The sequence below is a fragment of the Akkermansiaceae bacterium genome, assembly GCA_019634595.1.
Lineage (GTDB): Bacteria > Verrucomicrobiota > Verrucomicrobiia > Verrucomicrobiales > Akkermansiaceae > Luteolibacter.
Window position 1 is genome coordinate 908,629 of the sequence record JAHCBC010000001.1, and the last position, 17,388, is coordinate 926,016.

General features: G+C 62.0%; 13 protein-coding genes. 2 read left to right on the top strand and 11 right to left on the bottom strand.

All coding sequences use genetic code 11. The annotated features are described in order from the left end of the window. Nucleotides 1-125: 125 nt before the first annotated feature. Nucleotides 126-584, top strand: a complete 459-nt coding sequence (locus tag KF712_03800; GenBank protein MBX3740091.1) for a beta-hydroxyacyl-ACP dehydratase — start codon at nucleotides 126-128, stop codon at nucleotides 582-584. A 5-nt stretch (nucleotides 585-589) separates the two neighbouring features. Here the strand turns inward: KF712_03800 and KF712_03805 are convergent, their stop codons facing one another. The 10 genes from KF712_03805 to KF712_03850 all read right to left on the bottom strand — a co-directional run bounded on the left by KF712_03805 (nucleotide 590) and on the right by KF712_03850 (nucleotide 13,648). After that, nucleotides 590-1,726 (bottom strand): PatB family C-S lyase, encoded by a 1,137-nt coding sequence (locus KF712_03805; GenBank protein ID MBX3740092.1) that lies wholly within the window; start codon nucleotides 1,724-1,726, stop codon nucleotides 590-592. 197 nt (nucleotides 1,727-1,923) lie between these two features. Next, on the bottom strand, nucleotides 1,924-2,352 hold the full coding sequence (locus KF712_03810) for a hypothetical protein (GenBank protein ID MBX3740093.1): 429 nt from the start codon (nucleotides 2,350-2,352) through the stop codon (nucleotides 1,924-1,926). A gap of 23 nt (nucleotides 2,353-2,375) precedes the next feature. Then, complete coding sequence (locus tag KF712_03815) at nucleotides 2,376-5,060, bottom strand: VWA domain-containing protein (GenBank protein MBX3740094.1); 2,685 nt, start codon at nucleotides 5,058-5,060, stop codon at nucleotides 2,376-2,378. Between the two features lie 29 nt (nucleotides 5,061-5,089). Further along, on the bottom strand, nucleotides 5,090-5,524 hold the full coding sequence (locus KF712_03820; protein MBX3740095.1) for a hypothetical protein: 435 nt from the start codon (nucleotides 5,522-5,524) through the stop codon (nucleotides 5,090-5,092). Next, entirely contained in the window at nucleotides 5,521-7,329 is a 1,809-nt protein-coding gene (locus KF712_03825; protein MBX3740096.1) for a BatA domain-containing protein, read from the bottom strand. Before KF712_03825 ends, KF712_03820 begins: the two co-directional genes overlap by 4 nt. Before the next feature lie 191 nt (nucleotides 7,330-7,520). Continuing rightward, nucleotides 7,521-8,393 carry a DUF58 domain-containing protein gene (locus KF712_03830; protein ID MBX3740097.1) on the bottom strand — a complete coding sequence of 291 codons (873 nt, stop codon included), beginning with the start codon at nucleotides 8,391-8,393 and terminating at the stop codon, nucleotides 7,521-7,523. Then, nucleotides 8,390-9,820, bottom strand: coding sequence for a hypothetical protein (locus KF712_03835; protein MBX3740098.1), 1,431 nt, complete (start codon nucleotides 9,818-9,820; stop codon nucleotides 8,390-8,392). Before KF712_03835 ends, KF712_03830 begins: the two co-directional genes overlap by 4 nt. Before the next feature lie 10 nt (nucleotides 9,821-9,830). Continuing rightward, complete coding sequence (locus tag KF712_03840) at nucleotides 9,831-10,835, bottom strand: ABC transporter ATP-binding protein (protein MBX3740099.1); 1,005 nt, start codon at nucleotides 10,833-10,835, stop codon at nucleotides 9,831-9,833. Between the two features lie 23 nt (nucleotides 10,836-10,858). Next, nucleotides 10,859-12,580: a hypothetical protein gene (locus KF712_03845; GenBank protein MBX3740100.1), complete on the bottom strand. Its 1,722-nt coding sequence runs from the start codon at nucleotides 12,578-12,580 to the stop codon at nucleotides 10,859-10,861. A 60-nt stretch (nucleotides 12,581-12,640) separates the two neighbouring features. Beyond that, entirely contained in the window at nucleotides 12,641-13,648 is a 1,008-nt protein-coding gene (locus KF712_03850) for an AAA family ATPase (GenBank protein MBX3740101.1), read from the bottom strand. A gap of 206 nt (nucleotides 13,649-13,854) precedes the next feature. Between KF712_03850 and KF712_03855 the strand changes: the two genes are divergently transcribed. Continuing rightward, a complete protein-coding gene (locus KF712_03855; GenBank protein ID MBX3740102.1) occupies nucleotides 13,855-16,305 on the top strand; it encodes a DUF87 domain-containing protein in 2,451 nt (816 codons plus the stop codon). 37 nt (nucleotides 16,306-16,342) lie between these two features. Here the strand turns inward: KF712_03855 and KF712_03860 are convergent, their stop codons facing one another. Continuing rightward, nucleotides 16,343-17,386, bottom strand: a complete 1,044-nt coding sequence (locus tag KF712_03860; protein ID MBX3740103.1) for a DNA adenine methylase — start codon at nucleotides 17,384-17,386, stop codon at nucleotides 16,343-16,345. Nucleotides 17,387-17,388: the final 2 nt, after the last annotated feature.

Genomic DNA, 17,388 nt, shown 5'->3' on the forward strand with positions numbered 1-17,388 from the left:
GTGCAACAGTCGGGGAGGGGTGGTGTGCTTGGACACCGGCACGTAACCAAAAATTACCGCGCTGGTCGATGATTTTTACGAGCTGCCTTGCCAAGGGACGGCAGGCCACAAAGCATGCTTCCCGCATGTCCCAGCTTTCCTCCGCCCTTCTTTCCTCCGCCCTTGATTCGCTTCCCCACGGGCCATCGTTCCGTTTTGTCGATGAACTGGTCACGCTCGAGGGAGGAAAGCGCGGAGAAGGAATCTACCGGCTGAAGGGGGACGAGGCATTTCTGGAGGGGCATTTCCCGGGACATCCGATGATGCCGGGAGTCATCCTCATCGAGGCCATCGCCCAACTGGGGGGAGTGGTGGCACAGAGCGATCCGGTGGAAAAGCCGTTGTCCGACCTGCGCCTGACGGCGGTGAGAGCGGCCAAGATCCTTGGCGCGGCGGTGCCGGGGGAGACGCTGGAGATTCGGGTGGTGGTGGAGGGCCGGATGGGGGGGCTGATCCAGGTGGATGGCGAGATCCACACCGGCGGGAATCTGCTGGCGAAGGCGAAGATCACCCTGAGTGGGGGGATCCCCGGCTCCGCCGCCTGAACGGCTCAGAGGACCGCCTTGATCTTCTCCAGTCCCTCCATCATGCGGGACCGGGGGCAGCCGAAGTTGAAGCGGAAATGGCCGGGCCAGCCGAAGAACGTGCCATCGGAGAGGAACAGGCCCGCCTTCTTCTCGAAGTGGTTCGCGGGGTTGTCATAGCCGGCGTGCTTCGCATCGATCCACGCCAGGTAGGTCGCCTGTGGCGCGAGGATGGAAAGGCCGTCGCATTCGTTGTTGATGAAGTCCACGAGGATGTCGCGGTTGCCTTTCAGGTAGGCCATGAGTTCCTGCCTCCATGGCTCTCCGTGGCGGTAGGCTGCTTCCGCGGCGTAGTAGGAGAGGGCGTTGATTTCCGCGAGGGTATGGCCGCGGGCGGCGATGAATCTCCGGCGCAGCGAGTCATCCTGGATGACGGCGAAGGCGTAGCCGAGGCCGGCGATGTTCCATGTCTTGCTGGGGGCCAGCAGGGTGATGACGCGGCCGCGGTATTTCTCCGGCAGGTTGAGCACGGAGAAGTGGGGCGTCGCCGCTTCGTCAAAGATGAGGTCGCAGTGGATTTCATCCGAGATGAGGACCAGATCATGGAGCTCGCAGAAGGCGGCCAGCTTTCCGATTTCCTCCTTCGAAAAGGCACGGCCCAGCGGGTTCTGCGGATTGCAGAGGATGAAGATCTTCGTGTCCGGGCGGACAGCGGCCTCCATCGCCGCCCAGTCGAAGGTCCACACACCGTCCTGCAGGACATGGTCCGTGGTGATCAGCTTCGTGTCCGCATCATGGTGGACGCCGAGGAATGGGGGATAGACGGGCGTGCAGGTCATCACTGATTCGCCGGGCTTGCAGAAAGCCCGCGCGGCGAGGGAAAGCGCGGGCACCAGACCGCCCAGGTGGACGATCTCCGCGACGGTGGCATCCGCACCGCGGCGGTCCTTCAGGTAGCCGAGGACGGCGTCATTCAGGGATTCATGGGCCTGGGCATAGCCGAAGATGCCGTGGTCCACCCGGCGGTGCAGTGCCTCCAGGATTTCCGGCGGCGAAGCGAAATCCATGTCCGCGACCCAGAACGGATCGAGCTCCGGGCGGCGGTCATACTTGATGTTGCCGGTGCCGCGGCGGGGAATGACGGTGTCGAAATCGAAAGGCATGCGGCGGGATCTTTCGCCCGTGAAGGGTGGAAGATCAAGGCCGATGACGCGCGGACATCCGCGTCCGCTTTCTCAGACGACCGCGTGCAGGCCGATCATGTTTCCTTCCGTGTCCGTCACCAGGGCGATGGGGGAATGGTGGCGCGGGGATGAGACCGGAAAACTCCATCGGGACAATCTTCAGAGGACGTTTCAGGTCACCACCAGCGGAAGAATCCGAGAACGCCCGACCAAGTATCATCACCATGGCGTGCGGCATAGGTGCTTGTTGCTGTTGTAAACAGAAGCCACGAAATCCCAAGAACAGCCGGAGATTCGATCCGATGGAAAATCCTCAGGATCACGACCCCGGCAAGAATCCCAAACACGACGAATGAGATAATGAAGCGGATCCTGCACGGGGAGTCATATGGCAACGGGGCGGGATCGCCGCTGCCATGGCGGGCCGCGAAGAAGCTTACCGTTGTCGTGATTAACAAGACAGATGCAGTGACGGCAACATTGGCAGGAGAGTCAATGCGGGCAGGAATCTGGCACGCGAACAAAACGACGATAGTCCCGAAAGCAACGAAGAAACATGCGAAGTTGATCCAGAATTCGGAGCGGTCTGATGGTCGTGCCGTCATCAATATCCGGGGTTGCGGGTGGCTTACTTCCGATCCTTCGCGCGCTGGAAGCGCGAACGTCGGGTGGATTCGTCCACTTCCTCCAGGACGGGGGAAGGTGAAGGTTCCTCCTCTTTCACCTGTGGGATCACCGGTTTGGCGGGTTTGTATTTCGGGGCCTTGGGGATCTTCGGCTGCGGGGCGCGCTGGGGCAGGGCGAACTGCGGGAGCCTCCAGCCGGTGCGGGTCATGAGGGCCTCCGCGATGATCAGCAGGACCAGGGCGATGCCCAGCGGCAGCCGGAGGTTGGTTTCCGCAATGAATGGCGGGCGCAGCCATGCGGTGGATAGATCCAGGAGTTCCCGTCCGCCGGTCTGTGCGGAGACGGAGCGGAGTTCCGCGACGCGGGCGGAGTCGAACGACCACTCCACGGACGAGCCGACATTCACCGGTCCGAAGGCAAGCGCGTGCTCGCCCACCTGGACGGCGCCACGGACGACGCTGCCTTCCTCCAGATCCCGGGTGAGGGAGAAGTGGCCCGGGGAGATGCGACGCCATGGCAGATCGTAGGCCGGTGTTCCGCTGTCATCCTGGAGCCGCACTTTCGGCGGCAGCGCGGCGAGTTTCTGCCCCCATTCCTCCGCATCATAGAGCAGGTCCACGGTGAGGCGGGTGCCTTCGATGCGATGGCGGATGGCGATGCCGGGCGGGGTGGCGTCGCCCATCAGGAAACGTCCGAGCGTCTGGAGAAAGTCGCCGTATCCGGGCCAGTTCCGGACCATTTCCGAATGGTCGCCACCGAGCGGGAATGAAACCGCCGCCGTCCTGCCGAGACCCCGGCGGGCATGGGCGACCAACGGGCCGAGGTATTCATCCGCCGCGATCAGGGAGACGGTCGCATCCGGCCGGGCGTAGGAAAGGTTGTAGCCGTCCACCTCCGGCAGCCAGGCGAGGGGCTTCGGGGAAATCTCGGACCAGCGGCCGGTCGCCTTCGTGCCCACCAGATCCTTGAGGAAGGCGGAGCGGGCGATGGTCACGGTTTCCTGGGCGAAGATCTTCGGGATGTCCATCGGCCGGTCGGAGAAGAAGATGCGACCGTTGCCCAGCTTCGCCACATCCTCGATGAAGGCCGCGTCGGGGTCCGCCTTGGTCCCCAGGCCAATGACGGAGATGGTGCAGCCACCGTCGGTCATCTCCTTGATGAGCTTCTTGTAGTCGCCGGGTTCCTCGGAGTCCGCGGCATCGGTGAAGAGGATGACATGGCGGGTGCCTGCCTGGGATTTCTGGAGTTCCTCCCATGCGGCCTTCAGGCCGGTATAGACGTAGATGCCGCCACCGCCGGACTCGATCTTCCGCGCGCGCGCGCCGAGTTCCTGCTTCCGGTTGCCCACGGTGGTGAGCGGGATGGTTTTCGTCGGCTCGCTGTCCACGGCGAAAACGGTCACCTGGTCCATCGGCCCCAGCAGGTCGATCGCGTTCGCGGCACCGCTGTTGGCGAGGTCCATCTTGGTGTTCTTCGCATCCACGTTGACCGACATGGAACCGGAGCGGTCCATGACAATCGCAAGCGCGACGGAGAGCTTGCGGTGCTCGTTCTTCAACTCCATCGAAATGGGAAGCAACGGATCGATGGCGGACTCGAAATATCCGCCCGCGCCGAAGGATCGTTCGCCGCCGGCCATCAGGAAGCCGCCGCCCTGTTCGCGGACAAAGAAGTCGAGCGCCTTCATGAAATCGTTGGGGATCTCATGAGCGGGCACGTTGTTGATGACCACGGCCTTCGCCCCGGTGAGCAGGCCCGCCTTGAGCTGGGTGGGATCGCTGATGGTCTGGACGTTGAAATCGAGGGCGGAGAGCACCTTTGCCAGCGGATCGTTCTCGTAGCGGGAGACGAGAACGAGACGGGGACCGCCGGTGATCTCGATCCAGCGGCTGGCTTTGTTGTTGCCCATGTGGGCGTCGCCCTCGGCGCGCACCTCCGCCTCGTATTCAAAGGCACCGGAGCGTGGGATGCGGTCGGTGAACTCCACCGTGGCATTCCCTTCGGTGAGGGTCACCTTGGTCTCCGTGAGGGTGGCTCCGTTGCGGCGGAGGATGAGCGGCACTTTGAGATCGTTGGGACCACGTGCGGTGATGGTGATGACAAACGGCTCGCCGACCTGCACCCGTTCAGGGAAATGCAGCCGGGCCAGGCGCACGTCATTCGGGTCCTGCTCCCGCACGATCCGGTAGTCGATGGGGATGCCGCGGGCCTCCAGTTGGGCGGCGGCTTCCTGGACCGGCTCGGTGGAGTAACCATCGGTGAAAAGCAGCACCCGTGATGGACGCTTTTCATCCGACTCCGCGGCGATGGTGGAAAGGGCGAGGCCGGTGCGCGTAAGCTTGCGGGAGCCGGTGAAGGAGGAACCATCCGCCCCCATTTCTGCCATCTCGGCGGCGTAGTTGTGGAAATAAAGGTTGTCCCGCCGGGTGGGCTTGGACTTCTCCAGCAACCGCTGCCATTCCGGAAAACCCTTGTCGATGAGGTCTTCGGTCGAGTCCGAACGATCCAGCAGCACGTGGAGATCCAGCGAGTTCTGCTGGCGTTGCAGAACCGGCTCCGCCAGCGCCACCACCGCCAACAGCAGGATGACCATGCGCAGAGGCGAATGCAGCCGCAGACTCCTCCAGAACCAACCGACGAGGGCCAGTGCGGGGATCAGCAGGAAAAATTCAGGGTGGCGGAACATTTTAGAGGAACATCGAACTTTGAACGGGATCAGGGATAAATGGCGATAGGCTTTAAACTGTCGACTGAGTCAGCCTCTGCCCTGCGAACAGTGCCATTGCGATAATAAAGACGGACGATATGAAAACCGGAGGCGTTCCCGCCGGAAAGGGATATGGTGAAACTGGAAGGGCTGTTGCGGGAGACTGAGAAGTCCAATTTGCTGGGATGAGCGATTTTCCGGACAATCATTGCCGGAACATCATATCGTTGGGATCCGTCCGTGAAATGGAGATGGGTTGCCTGCCAGTCGGGTTCGCTGTCGTTGAACAGCCAGCCTCCGTATTTCCCGGTCTTGGGAAATCGCTCTTTCTCCTTGCCGTGCATTTCCCATGAGCCTCCATCAGAGACGACAAACGCGTTGCGCTTGCCACATCCGGCAAGGAACAGGCTGATCGGAGCGCAGAGCAGAGGAAGGAATTTCATGAAACTGCCGGGATCTCGGAGGATCTGTTGTTTCCTTTTGCTTTGGTGAACTTCCACGAGGCGAGCAGCGCGGCCAGCAGGAGCATGAGCCAGATCTGCCAATAGGGATCCGGCTTGGTGTGGCGTTCGGTGGTGGTCGCACCGAGCTTGCCGAGATCGGAAACAGGCGCGCAGGCGGAGAAGTCGGCTTCGCGGGTGTCCGCGAAGTGGAGTGCGGCGGTGAGCAGGGGCTTGTCCCCCTGGGTGACGGTCAGGAAGCCGGGGTCTCCCGGAGTATGCGAGCCAGTGCCGGGGCGAAGGGCGTTTTTTCCGGTGGGATCGATCGCTTTGACCAGGAGCGGAACACCGGGAGCGGCGGTGAGGGTGAGCGGTTGGTTCGTTTCCAGATTCGCGGAAACGTGGGCCACCTTCGCTTCACGGATGGTTTCCGCGAAGCGGTGCAGAAGGACGATGAACGCGGGCTGCTGGAGGGCGTTGGACAGCCGGAGGTCGAAGTTGAAGCGGAGCTGGCGGAAGGCGGGCTTCTCCACTGTGGCGGGCACATCGCGGACGAAGATGAGAGGGCGCTTTTCCTGCCATAGCAGCACGCGGTCGGTGGGCGTCCGGTCGAGCTGGATGGTTTCCCGCACCAGCAGCGACTGCCAGTTCAGTCCGTCCAACAATCTGTCCGGCTCCGCGACGATGCCGCCGCGGAGGTAGGTTCCGGCGCTGGTGGAGTCCTCCACGAAGATGATGGAATTTCCATCCGGCAGCACCGGGTCCAGCGGATCATAGGAAGCGATGGCCAGATCCGCGGTGGCGGCGTCATTGACAGGAGCGGCGGACTCCAGCGACTTCAGCAGCTTTTCCGTGAGCGAAGCGAAGGCAGGGGAGGTGTTGGTGAAGAGGTTCAACGGCTTCGCGGCGGGAGCAACCAGCGGCAGCACGTCATCCAATGCGAAGGCATCCGCGGAGAGGACGATGCGGACGTTTTCCGCGCCCTTCGGAAAGGCGGCCTGGAGGTTGACCAGCGCACCGGGGGCGATGCTGAAAGCGCGCGGTTCGGTCGCCCCCTGCGATGACTGGAGGGACCATGTGCGCTCGGCGGGCGCGGTGCCGTAGTTCCGGACCATGGCCTTCCAGACAAGCGCGCCTTCTTCAAGGGAGAACGTCACTCCGGTGAAGCCGGCATTTTCCACCGGCTTCCCGGCGGAAAGGATGCGGGCGTTGAAGGGCAGGGGGATCGGCTCTCCGTCGCTGTCCACGGAGGGGGTGTCCGTGAGGTAGATCACACTGCCATCGGAGGAAACGAGGGAGCGTGCGAGGCGGAGGGAGGAAGTGGGATCATTCATGCCGTCCCGCGGGTTCCACTTTTCCAGCGCCGTCTTGAAGTCATCGATGGACGTTCCGGAATAGATGCGGGGGCGGGTGGGGACGGATTCCAGGACGGTCAGTTCAAGTGTTTCCGCCGAGCCTTTGAGGGATGGCAGGGCATCGGTGAGACGTTTGATCGCTTCCTGCCTGGAGACGGTCATGGAGGCGGAGGAATCGAGCACCACGGCCACCCGCTGGACGGTGCCGGACTTCGGGTAGCGGGGTTCGACCAGGAACCAGGTGAGCAGCAGCACCGCCAGCAACTGCATCCATAGTGGGATGGACGGGATCAGCCGGTCGAACCGCCTTCCACTGGCGGCATCACGCTGCGTCCGCTCCAGCAGGAAGAGGGTGGAGACGGGCAGTTCGACGGCCTTCCGCTGGAGGAAATGGATCGCCAGCACGGCGGGGATGCCGAGCAGGGCGAGCAGACCTAGGGGATTGGTGAGCATGGAAAAAGCGTCGGAAGATCAGAAGATTTCAACCACAGATGAACGCAGATGAACACGGATGGAAGAGTCTCGATCGAAATTCCTTTCTGAAAAATCCGTGTAATCCGTGGTCAATGAAAAGCCTGTCTTTATGGAAGGGCGGGATCCAACCAAACAGAAGTAATCAGTGATCAGAAAAAGAGAATCCCGTTTCATGTGGACTCCAGTGTGTGGCGTGCGTGTTGGAAGAGGGTGGGGATCAGTTCCGGTTCGGAGGGGATGCGCGAGAAAGCCGTCTGATGGCGGATCGCGGTCTGTTTCCAGAGCGAAAAATGGTTGGTGTAGGCCTCCTTGTAGCGGCGCAGGGTGGCAGGCTCGATGCGGTGGGCGTGGCGGGTGTTTTCCTCCGGATCGACGAACTCGTAGTTGCCGGACCATTCGGGATCCGCCTCGCTTGCGAGGTAAGGGGAGAACAGGAGAACGGTGCCGTGGCGCTGGCCGAGGTGGCGGAGGATGGGGTCCGGATCCGCGGCGAAGAGAAGATCCGAGATGAGGACGCGGATGGAGTTGGCGCGCAGAGGGATGCGTGAGAGATCCGGAGCCTGGGCGGGAGCCGCCGCTTTCATGGACCGGGCTTTGTCCAGCCATGTGTGCGACCGGATGGTGGAGGGGTCGAGCGTGAGGGTGGAATCCCCGCGGACCAGATGCACGGCGATGGCGGCTCCGGCGGCGTGGCTGCTTTCCACGACCAGATAGAACAGCTCCGCCGTCCGTGCGGCCTTCTTTTCATCGAAGAACATGGACTCGGAGACATCCAGGATGAGATCGATCACCGGGCGCACTTCCTCGCGGAAGAGCTTCATGGTGTAGCTGCCGGTGCGCGCGTAGGCCTGCCAGTTGATGTGCCGTGGATCGTCACCCGGCACGTAGGACCGGTGGTCCTGGAAATCCAGGGACGAACCGGTACCTCCGCCCGCGAATTCACCGGCCTGGCCGCGCCATACCTTCGAGCGCAGCGGCAGCCGGAAACGCGCCGCCGCGGCGAGCGCGCGGGAGTGGCAATGGGAAAGATCGGCGGAGGTCATGCTTCGGGAGCGGTTTCTTTCTCTTCGGCCTTTCTCATGCGTTTCATGGCGATAACCGCCATGGTGAGCAGGAGGAGGAAATAAAATCCCGTTACGATTGGAGCGGCGGTGGGGGCGTATTCATGTCCATCCGGCGAGCTTCCAACGATGGAGAGGAACGACAGCGGATTCCAGACCAGGAACCAGAGCAGCTCCCCATTCCGCAAGGACTCGATGATGCCCCACATGACCAGGGTGAAGATACCGCTTGCCACCAGGATCAGGATATAGGCGGATACCCGGATGGCTTCATCCACCCGGAAAAGAACCAGAATCACGGCAGGGAACAACAGTCCGCCGATGATCGCGGACAGCACCACCTGATGATCATCCGTCCAATGGGGGATCAAGCCGGAATAGGTGACGCCGAGGAAGATTCCGGAAAGAAGCAGCGAGAAAAACACCCCGGCCGGCCATCCCGGTGCGAGGAAAAGGCCGGCCAGTTCTCCCAGCGGGCCATTTCTCGAAAACGGCGTTCTAACGCCCTGGGGAAGGGTGGTGCGTTCCGTGAGGGCGGTTGCCATCGCGGGAAGGGCGATCAGGACGAAAAGGAAAGGCACGATCTCCTCATTCACGGAGGTGCCTCCGATGATGGCCGCACAAGCCACCGCCACCCCCAGCACGATCAGTCTCCTCCGGGTGGTATGATTCTCCGCGGCGGGAGCGATGAAACTCACCCCAAGAGACAGCAACGACCATCCCAGGTAGAGGATGGCCAGCACATAGCTGCCCACATAGACCCGCGACTGGAAGTCACCGAGGGCGCAGTATTCGATCACGCTCGGGCCGCCGAAGAAGCCACGGGAAAAGATGAAGACCAGCGCGCTGTAGGTGAGGATGGGGATGCCGACGATGGGCATGAGCGCGCGCAGGATGACCGAGGACGAACCGGAAAGCCCCACCGTGACCGCCGTAAGGGCCATGGAGGTCAGGAAGATCATCATCAGCAGGACCACCTCTCCCAGCAGGTTCATCTTTCCGAAGAAATACCGGAAGATGAGATAAGGGACGATGGTGGCGAAGATGAGCGCGGACTGGCTCACGATGGCGAACCATTTCCCATGAACGATGCGCCGTGCCGTGAGGCGGGTGAGCACGATCATGTCGAGGGTGTTCCCCTTCACCTCCGACGACAGCGCGCCGATGCCCCGGAGCGGCTGGACGATCAGCACCGCGATGGCGAAGAACGTGAAGATGAAGCCGGAGATGAGCTTTCCGGCGGATGCGGACGAGGTGCTGGCCGTGGCGGTGAGCAGGATGATCAGGAGGATGATCTGCAGGCTCAGGAAAACGGCGATGAAGGTCTTCGCACGCAGGCCCTGCCGCAGTTCCTTCACCAGCATGGGTGAAAGACGGTCCGGGAAATCGGTGGAGGCGAAAATGGACATGGGCGGGTGATCAGTTGGCCGCTGGTGTGAAAGGCGGGAGCGTGGGCATGGGCGGCGGTTCGACCGCGGACTTGCCGGCTTCCAGGCGGCCGAGGATGTCGATGAACGCGTCCTCCAGATTCCGCTGTTCCCGGTGGAACTCGGTGACACGCAGGCCGTCCTTCACCATGCGGGCCAGGACATCCGCCGCCTTCGCGGGATCATCCGTCTCGATGCGGATGCGGCCGCCATGTTTCCGGGATTCCAGGAACTCCACCTGCGGCTGGAGCACGCACCAGTCGGACACGGCCTGTGGATTTCCGTCGATCTGCACATCGTAAAGAACGCCGCCGAGCGAGTCCGAACCCCGCTTCAGGCTCTCCGCATCCCCGTGGTGGACGATGCGGCCGTTGTTGATGAAGAGCAGGGAATCGCACATCTCCCCGAGTTCGGAGAGGATGTGGGAGGAGATGAAGATGGTCTTGCCCTCCTTCGCCAGCACGCGGATGAGGTGTTTCAGTTCGACCCGTGCCTTCGGATCCAGTCCGGCGGCAGGCTCGTCCATGATGAGCACCTGCGGATCATGCAGGAGGGCGCGGCCCAGACCGAGGCGCTGGGTGTTGCCCTTCGACAGCTTGTTGGAAAACCGCTCCGCGAGGGGCACGAGATCGGTGAACTCCATGACCTCCTGCACCCTCTGGCGGCGTTCCTTGCCCTTGTAGCCGAGTGCGCGGGCATAGAAGTCCAGGTACTCCATCACCGTCATGTGGTCGTAGTTTCCGAAATGGTCCGGCATCCAGCCGATGAGCCGCCGCACCTCCGCGGGGTGGTTCAGCACGTTGATGCCACAGACCTCCGCACTGCCCAGCGTGGGGTAGTCCAGGGTGGCCAGGATGCGCATGGTGGTGGTCTTTCCCGCGCCGTTCGCCCCCACGAAGCCGCACACGGATCCATGAGGAACGGAGAAGGTGACGCCATTCACCGCCTGGAGCTGGCCGAAGTAGCGGTAGAGGTTGTTGACGACGAGTGCGGACATGAATGTCGGAGGAAAAGGGGAGATTACGGGGTGGCGATGCCGCCGGTGATGATGGTGCGCGATTCCTGCCAGCGAATGCCCGGGTGGGTTTCAATGGCGGGAGCGGCCCCGGTCACGGCGATGAAGTGGTCTTTCCTTTCCCGGGCGCGCTCGAACAGCATGGAGTTGCGCCGGGAGAACCCGCTCTGGAGGGAATCGATCTCCGGGCGGATGAGGGATTCATCCACGGAGGTGAGGGCGAACGGCTTGCCGGTTTCGACGGACTCCGCGCGGAACCACTGCCCCTGCGCGTCGCGGTAGAAGAGCTTCTCGATGGGAAAGCCGAAGGTCGAAAGCAGTTCGGAGGAGCCTGCGGCACGCTCGATCCGCCCGCGGGTGGGCACCACCGTGGCGATCGTCTGGCCCTGCATGGAGCGGCTCTGGAACCAGTCGCCGGACGCACTCAGGCCGGAGCCATCCGGCTGGAGGCTGTAGTTGCCGTCCGTCTCGTTGTCGTTGAAGCGGGTCCAGCGGTTTTCCTCCATCGGCACCGGGGAGAAGAATGACGGCACCTCCACCGGGAAGTTCGCGCGGGTGAGCACACCCGTCCGTGAAACCTGCTCCTGCAGGATGAAGGCGGCGTTTTCCCCATTGCCCGCGGGAACCTCCATCAGCGCCAGCCGCTTCCCATCCCCACCGAAGCCGTCCTGGAACAGGATCAGCGCGATGAGGATGACGCTGGCCCCCAGTGAAATGATGGGCGTGGTGATGAACAGCAGGTGCCTGCGCCCGGACTTGGCGAAGACGAACAGGTTGATCGGCCCCACCAGCACGCCGAAGATGAGCAGCACGATGACGAACAGGAAGTAGCGGAATTCCTTTTGCGGAAAGCTGTTGAAAAGCGACCAGCCACTGTCGAAATCCCCGACCATCGCGTAGCGGTGGGTTTTCAGGGAACTCCCGGTGGTCAGGTGGGCCACCAGGTCGGTGGCGTTCAGGGTGAGACTCCCCGGAAGACTCTGGATGTCCACGGTGCCGAAGCTGGTGTCGTCCGGAATCCCCAGCGATGCCTTCGACGGAGAACTGCTGCTGTAGATCACCAGATGGCCGCCCAGCCGCAGCCAGGAAAACAAGGCATTGCGGGATCCCGCCGGCATGGAGGTCCAGTCGGAGTCCAGCATCACGACGGCGTCGAATCCGGAAAAGGCGAGCCAGTTGTCCGGGAGCTGTCCGGGATCGAACTTCGAGGTGAAGCTCCCTCCGCCGAAGCTGCTCATGACGGAGGCGGCCTCACTGTCGAGACGGGAGGCGTTCACGCTGAAAAGCGGCTCGCTCAGCAGCACGGACGGCTGGTCCGCACCGTAGTCCGCGGAGACGGAGTGGGTCTGGGTGCCCATGGTCCCGGCCATCTCCACCTTCAGATAGACGCTGGATTGGTAGGTGTCCGCCACCGGGTTCAGCGGCACCAGCAGGTCACGCGTGGTGACTTTTCCGGGGGGGGCGTTGATGGTGAACTCAGATGCCGTGCGCGTCCCTCCGTCATACCTGCCGGTGGCGGTGAACGTCAGCCGGATGAGGTGGCCCTGCTTCTGGTTGTTCGCCACCTTCACCCGCACGGGGAAGTAGCCTTCCGCGGACGGCTTGCTGAAAAGCGACGTCACCTCCACGTGGGTGTCCGTTTTGACTTCATGGACCTTCCGCATCATCTGCTCCTGGGCGGAGGCGATGGCGGTGAGGAGGAACAGGAGAGGGGCGAGGAAACGCATGGGGATGGGTGATGGGGTGGCGTGCCACCACGGGTGGAAACGTCGGGCCGCGCGATTCCGTTAGGCGGACTTCAGGGTTTTCGGCGTCGCGGTGTCCTGCACCGGAACTTCTTCGATCAGGGCGCGGACCAGATCGTTCGTCGTCTTGCCATCCACCCTGGCGTTGTAGTCCAGCACGATCCGGTGGCGCAGCACCGCCGGGGCGATGAGTTTCACGTCCTCGAAGCTGGCGTTGGTCCGCTCGTTGATGAGCGCGCGCGCCTTCGCGGCGGACGCCAGGGCCAGCGCCGCACGCGGGCTTGCTCCGTAGCGGATGCCCTTCGCCGCCTCCGACTGGCCGGGGTGCGTGCCATCCACCAGACGGGCGATGTAGTTGGCCACCACCGGCGGCAGATAGATGCGGCGCACCAGTTCCAGCAGACTGCCGAGCGTCTCCGCGCTCATGACCGGCTCCACCACCGGCTCCGTGCCCAGCTCCCGGTGCGAAACGATCCGCTCCAGTGTGCTGACGTTGTTCCGGGTGACCTCCAGCTTGAAAAGGAACCGGTCGAGCTGCGCTTCCGGCAGCGGGTAGGTGCCCTCCAGCTCGATGGGGTTCTGCGTGGCCAGCACGAAGAACGGCCTTGGCAGTTCGTGGGTCTTGCCCAGCACCGTCACGCGGCGCTCTTGCATCGCCTCCAGCAGCGCGGACTGCGTCTTTGGCGAGGCGCGGTTGATTTCGTCCGCCAGCACGATGTTCGTGAAAAGCGGTCCCGGCTGGAAAACGAACTCCCTGCGCCCGTCCACCTCCTGGAGTACCGGGTTTCCGGTGATGTCACCCGGTAGCAGGTCCGGCGTGAACTGCACCCGCTTCGTGTCCAGTTTCAGCAATTTCGACAGGCCCTTCACCAGCTCCGTCTTGCCCAGGCCGGGCAGGCCCTCCAGCAGGATGTGTCCCCGCGCCAGCACGCCCGTCAGCACCAGGTCGATCAGTTCCTCCTGCCCGAACAGCACTTGGTTCAGCCCCGCCGTCAGGGAGCGGAGGTGCTTTGCGGCTTCGGCGACTTCGGTTTCGGTGGCGTTTTCCATGATCTTCAACGCGGAAGCTAACAAAAGATCCGCCGGAGGAAACGAAGAAGGCATGAAAATTTCATGAAATTCCGTTGTCCCTCCGCGCCGCCATTTCCCCTTGCAGGGGGCCTTCTTCCTCTTCCTATCCACCATCAACCGGATCACTTTCTCCCTTCCCTCCGCCCCTGAAAACTGAACACTGGAAACTAACAAACTTTCTTCCCATGAGCATCACCCCCGCCGACTACGAGAAACTTGGCCAGTTCTACCTCGGAAAAGAATACGACCCCGCCACCCGCGCCGTCACCGATGACCTCGTGCTCTACGATTCCAAGGACCTCGTGACCCACGGCGTCGTCCTCGGCATGACCGGCTCCGGAAAGACCGGCCTCTGCCTGGCCCTGCTGGAGGAGGCCGCCATGGACAACATCCCCGCCATCATCATCGACCCGAAGGGGGACATCTCCAACCTCCTGCTCACCTTCCCGGAGCTGGACGCCGCCAGCTTCCGCCCGTGGATCAATGAGGACGATGCCGCGAAGAAAGGCCTCTCGCCGGATGACTTCGCCGCGAAGACCGCGGAGGGCTGGAAAAAGGGCCTCGCCGACTGGGGGCAGGAGCCGGACCGCATCCGCCAGTTCCAGGAAAAGGTGGACATCAACATCTTCACCCCCGGCAGCAAGGCGGGCATCCCCGTGTCCATCCTCAGCTCGCTGGAGGTCCCGCCGGACGAGATCCTGGAGGACGGGGAGCTGTTCAGCGAGCGCGTGGAAAGCACCGTTTCCTCGCTCCTTTCGCTCGTCGGCGTGAATGCGGACACCGCCCAGAGCCCGGAGGCCGTGCTGCTGGCCGCCATTTTCCAGAATGCCTGGCAGAAAGGGCAGGGGATCACCCTGGAAAAGCTCATCGGTTCGATCCAGAAGCCCGCCTTTGACAAGATCGGCGTCATCGACCTCGCCTCCTTCTTCCCGGAGAAGAAGCGCCAGGACCTCGCGCTGAAGTTCAATACCCTCCTCGCCTCGCCGGGCTTCGCTTCATGGCTGGAGGGCGTCCCGCTGGACATCTCCGACATGCTGAAGACCCGCGCCGGAAAACCGCGCATCTCCATCTTTTCCATCGCCCACCTCGGCGATGCGGAGCGCATGTTCTTCGTCTCGCTCCTGCTGAACCAGACGCTCGGCTGGATGCGCACCCAGACCGGCACCACCTCCCTGCGGGCGCTGCTCTACATGGATGAGATCTTCGGCTACCTGCCGCCGTCCGCCAACCCACCGTCGAAGCGCCCGATGATGACCCTGCTGAAGCAGGCCCGCGCCTTCGGCCTCGGCTGCCTCCTCGCCACCCAGAACCCAGTCGATCTCGACTACAAGGCGCTCTCGAACATCGGCACCTGGTTCCTCGGCCGCCTCCAGACGGAGCGGGACAAGCTCCGCGTGCTGGATGGCCTGGAAGGCGCCGCCGGCTCCCAGAACGCGCAGTTCGACCGCAAACAGATGGAAACCCTCATCTCCGGCCTCGGCAACCGCGTCTTCCTCATGAACAACGTCCATGACGATGCACCCACGCTGTTCCACGTCCGCTGGGTCATGTCCTACCTCACCGGCCCGCTCGCCCGCGCCCAGATCAAGTCCCTCATGGACCCGAAGCGCGGGGAGTTCGCCGGCATCGGCGGCCCCTCCGGGAAGTCCTCCTCCGCCCCGGACGATGGCGGGATGCCAGGCATGCCCGGCCTCACTCCCTCCGCTCCGGAGAAGACCGGCGGTGCCCGGCCCATCGTCGGTGCCGGGGTGAAGGAGATCTTCGCCCCGCTCACCGGCCCCGCGGAGGAGACCACCTACGCGCCCCACCTCCTGCGCACCGCCACCGTCCATTTCTCCTCCACCAGGATGGGCGTCGAGGGCAGCCGCACCGTCCGCTTCGTCAATCCCATCCTTCCAGACAAGATCGACTTGGCCGTCAATCTCCCGCCGCCCCTGAAGCTGGACACCGGAAACTCGCAACCTGCCGATGGCGCGGGCTTCCGCGAACTCCCCGGCTACGCGATGAATGCGGCCAACTACAAGCAGGTGGAGAAAACCTTCGCCGAGGAACTCTACCGCACCCAGCGCGCCGAGGTCTTTTCCTGCCCCGCGCTCAAGGCCTTCTCCAACATCGGCGAGACCGAGGGCGATTTCCGCGCCCGCCTCCACCTCCAGGCCCGCGAGGCACGGGACACCGCCGTCCAGAAGCTCCGGGACGCCGCCGCCAAGCGGATCGCCACGCTGGAAGGCCAGCTCCGCACCGCCGAAGGCCAGCTCGACCGCCAGAAGGCCGAGTCAAACGCCGCCAAGCTCAATGCCGGCGTCTCCGTCCTCGGTGGCATCCTCGGTGCCGTCCTCGGCAAGAAGGGCAGGGGAACCGGCCTCGGCTCCATCACCCGCGGCTCCTCCGCCATCAGCAAGGGTGCCTCCGCCTACAAGCAGATGCAGGACGTCTCCGCCGCCGAAGCCAAGGTGGAGGGGGTGGAATCGCAGATCGAAGCGGTTCAGAAGGATCTGGAGGCCCAGGCGGCGCAGATCGCTTCCCAGTACGATACGAACAATCTGTCGCTTGAAACCGAGTCGCTCAAGCCAACCAAGACGGATGTAAAGGTGGAGCTGGTGGCGCTGTTGTGGGTGCCTGTCTTAGGCGGATAAATGACGCGCTCATCATTCAGTGATGAAATTATAAGGATTAAATTGTACCATTGTTATCTAGCCATTGGAAATCTCGTCCAATCAACAGTTCAGTCATTTTGGCATGATGCGTACTTTTCATTGCAACAGGCCTAGACTCAAAATTAAATTCGGCAGCTAACGCGGAAATTTCAGGAGTGTTATCGTAAGTCATTAAGAAGTCCCCTTTGCATTTTTGCAGACCTTCAAATAGTTGGCGATGATCAATCTCCCATTTTGTATACAACCGTTTGGCTGCAATAGTGTAGGGTGGGTCGATGAAAAAGACGGCATTTTTATCATTCTTTAGGCGATGCAAAAGATCAAATGCGTCGCCTTCAATAAAAGTTAGTCTATTCCTTAAATGATATATCTCTCGAATTCGTCGAGCGAGTGTTTCTGGGTACCAACGAGATTTAAGTCCACGTCCATTTTCACCTGCCTTGACTAAGCCCGCGCCTGGAGCCATGATCCCACCACGTTGCACTCGATTGCGAATAATGGTTTGAAATGCCCTTTTTTGAACGGCTTTTGAGGAGGAATCTAAGATTTTTCGGACATTGTTCATTGAAAGGTCAAAACGTAAAATTTCTTTAGCGAGCCACTCCGCATGCTCGCTTAACATCACCTTCCAGACCGCAGCGATATCCGCATCGAGTTCCGAAAATATGACATCTTTAGCAAGCTTTTCGAATGCCACTGTTAGGCTCATAATCCCTCCCCCTGCGAAAGGTTCAATAAAACGATCAGGTAATTCTGGCTTGCTGAGAAGCCAGTCTCGAAGATAGGGAACGAACCAGGTTTTTCCTCCCGGATATCTAAATGGGCTGCGCTGAGGAACGCTAGCAACATTCACTGGTTTCCTGGCGTCATAATGGACGCGGCGAGGGGGGCTTGTTTCCAGAAATAATCCTTCAGCTTCTTCTCTAACGCGGAAGCTTCCGAATGCGTCAAGACGGTGCGCGACGTCGAGGAGTGCGTCCGCTATTTTCTCGGGGACTCGGATTACGGTTGTTTTGCCGGAATTCCATTTTCGAGGATAGGTGGTAGATGAGCGCCCCATGA

Excerpts from the sequence above, each read along its gene's own strand:
- KF712_03850 (MBX3740101.1), bottom strand. The coding sequence starts at position 13,648 with ATGGAAAACGCCACCGAAACCGAAGTCGCCGAAGCCGCAAAGCACCTC.
- KF712_03835 (MBX3740098.1), bottom strand. The coding sequence starts at position 9,820 with ATGTCCATTTTCGCCTCCACCGATTTCCCGGACCGTCTTTCACCCATG.
- KF712_03805 (MBX3740092.1), bottom strand. The coding sequence starts at position 1,726 with ATGCCTTTCGATTTCGACACCGTCATTCCCCGCCGCGGCACCGGCAAC.
- KF712_03855 (MBX3740102.1), top strand. The coding sequence starts at position 13,855 with ATGAGCATCACCCCCGCCGACTACGAGAAACTTGGCCAGTTCTACCTC.
- KF712_03830 (MBX3740097.1), bottom strand. The coding sequence starts at position 8,393 with ATGACCTCCGCCGATCTTTCCCATTGCCACTCCCGCGCGCTCGCCGCG.
- KF712_03825 (MBX3740096.1), bottom strand. The coding sequence starts at position 7,329 with ATGCTCACCAATCCCCTAGGTCTGCTCGCCCTGCTCGGCATCCCCGCC.
- KF712_03810 (MBX3740093.1), bottom strand. The coding sequence starts at position 2,352 with ATGACGGCACGACCATCAGACCGCTCCGAATTCTGGATCAACTTCGCA.
- KF712_03815 (MBX3740094.1), bottom strand. The coding sequence starts at position 5,060 with ATGTTCCGCCACCCTGAATTTTTCCTGCTGATCCCCGCACTGGCCCTC.
- KF712_03800 (MBX3740091.1), top strand. The coding sequence starts at position 126 with ATGTCCCAGCTTTCCTCCGCCCTTCTTTCCTCCGCCCTTGATTCGCTT.
- KF712_03820 (MBX3740095.1), bottom strand. The coding sequence starts at position 5,524 with ATGAAATTCCTTCCTCTGCTCTGCGCTCCGATCAGCCTGTTCCTTGCC.
- KF712_03840 (MBX3740099.1), bottom strand. The coding sequence starts at position 10,835 with ATGTCCGCACTCGTCGTCAACAACCTCTACCGCTACTTCGGCCAGCTC.
- KF712_03845 (MBX3740100.1), bottom strand. The coding sequence starts at position 12,580 with ATGCGTTTCCTCGCCCCTCTCCTGTTCCTCCTCACCGCCATCGCCTCC.
- KF712_03860 (MBX3740103.1), bottom strand. The coding sequence starts at position 17,386 with ATGGGGCGCTCATCTACCACCTATCCTCGAAAATGGAATTCCGGCAAA.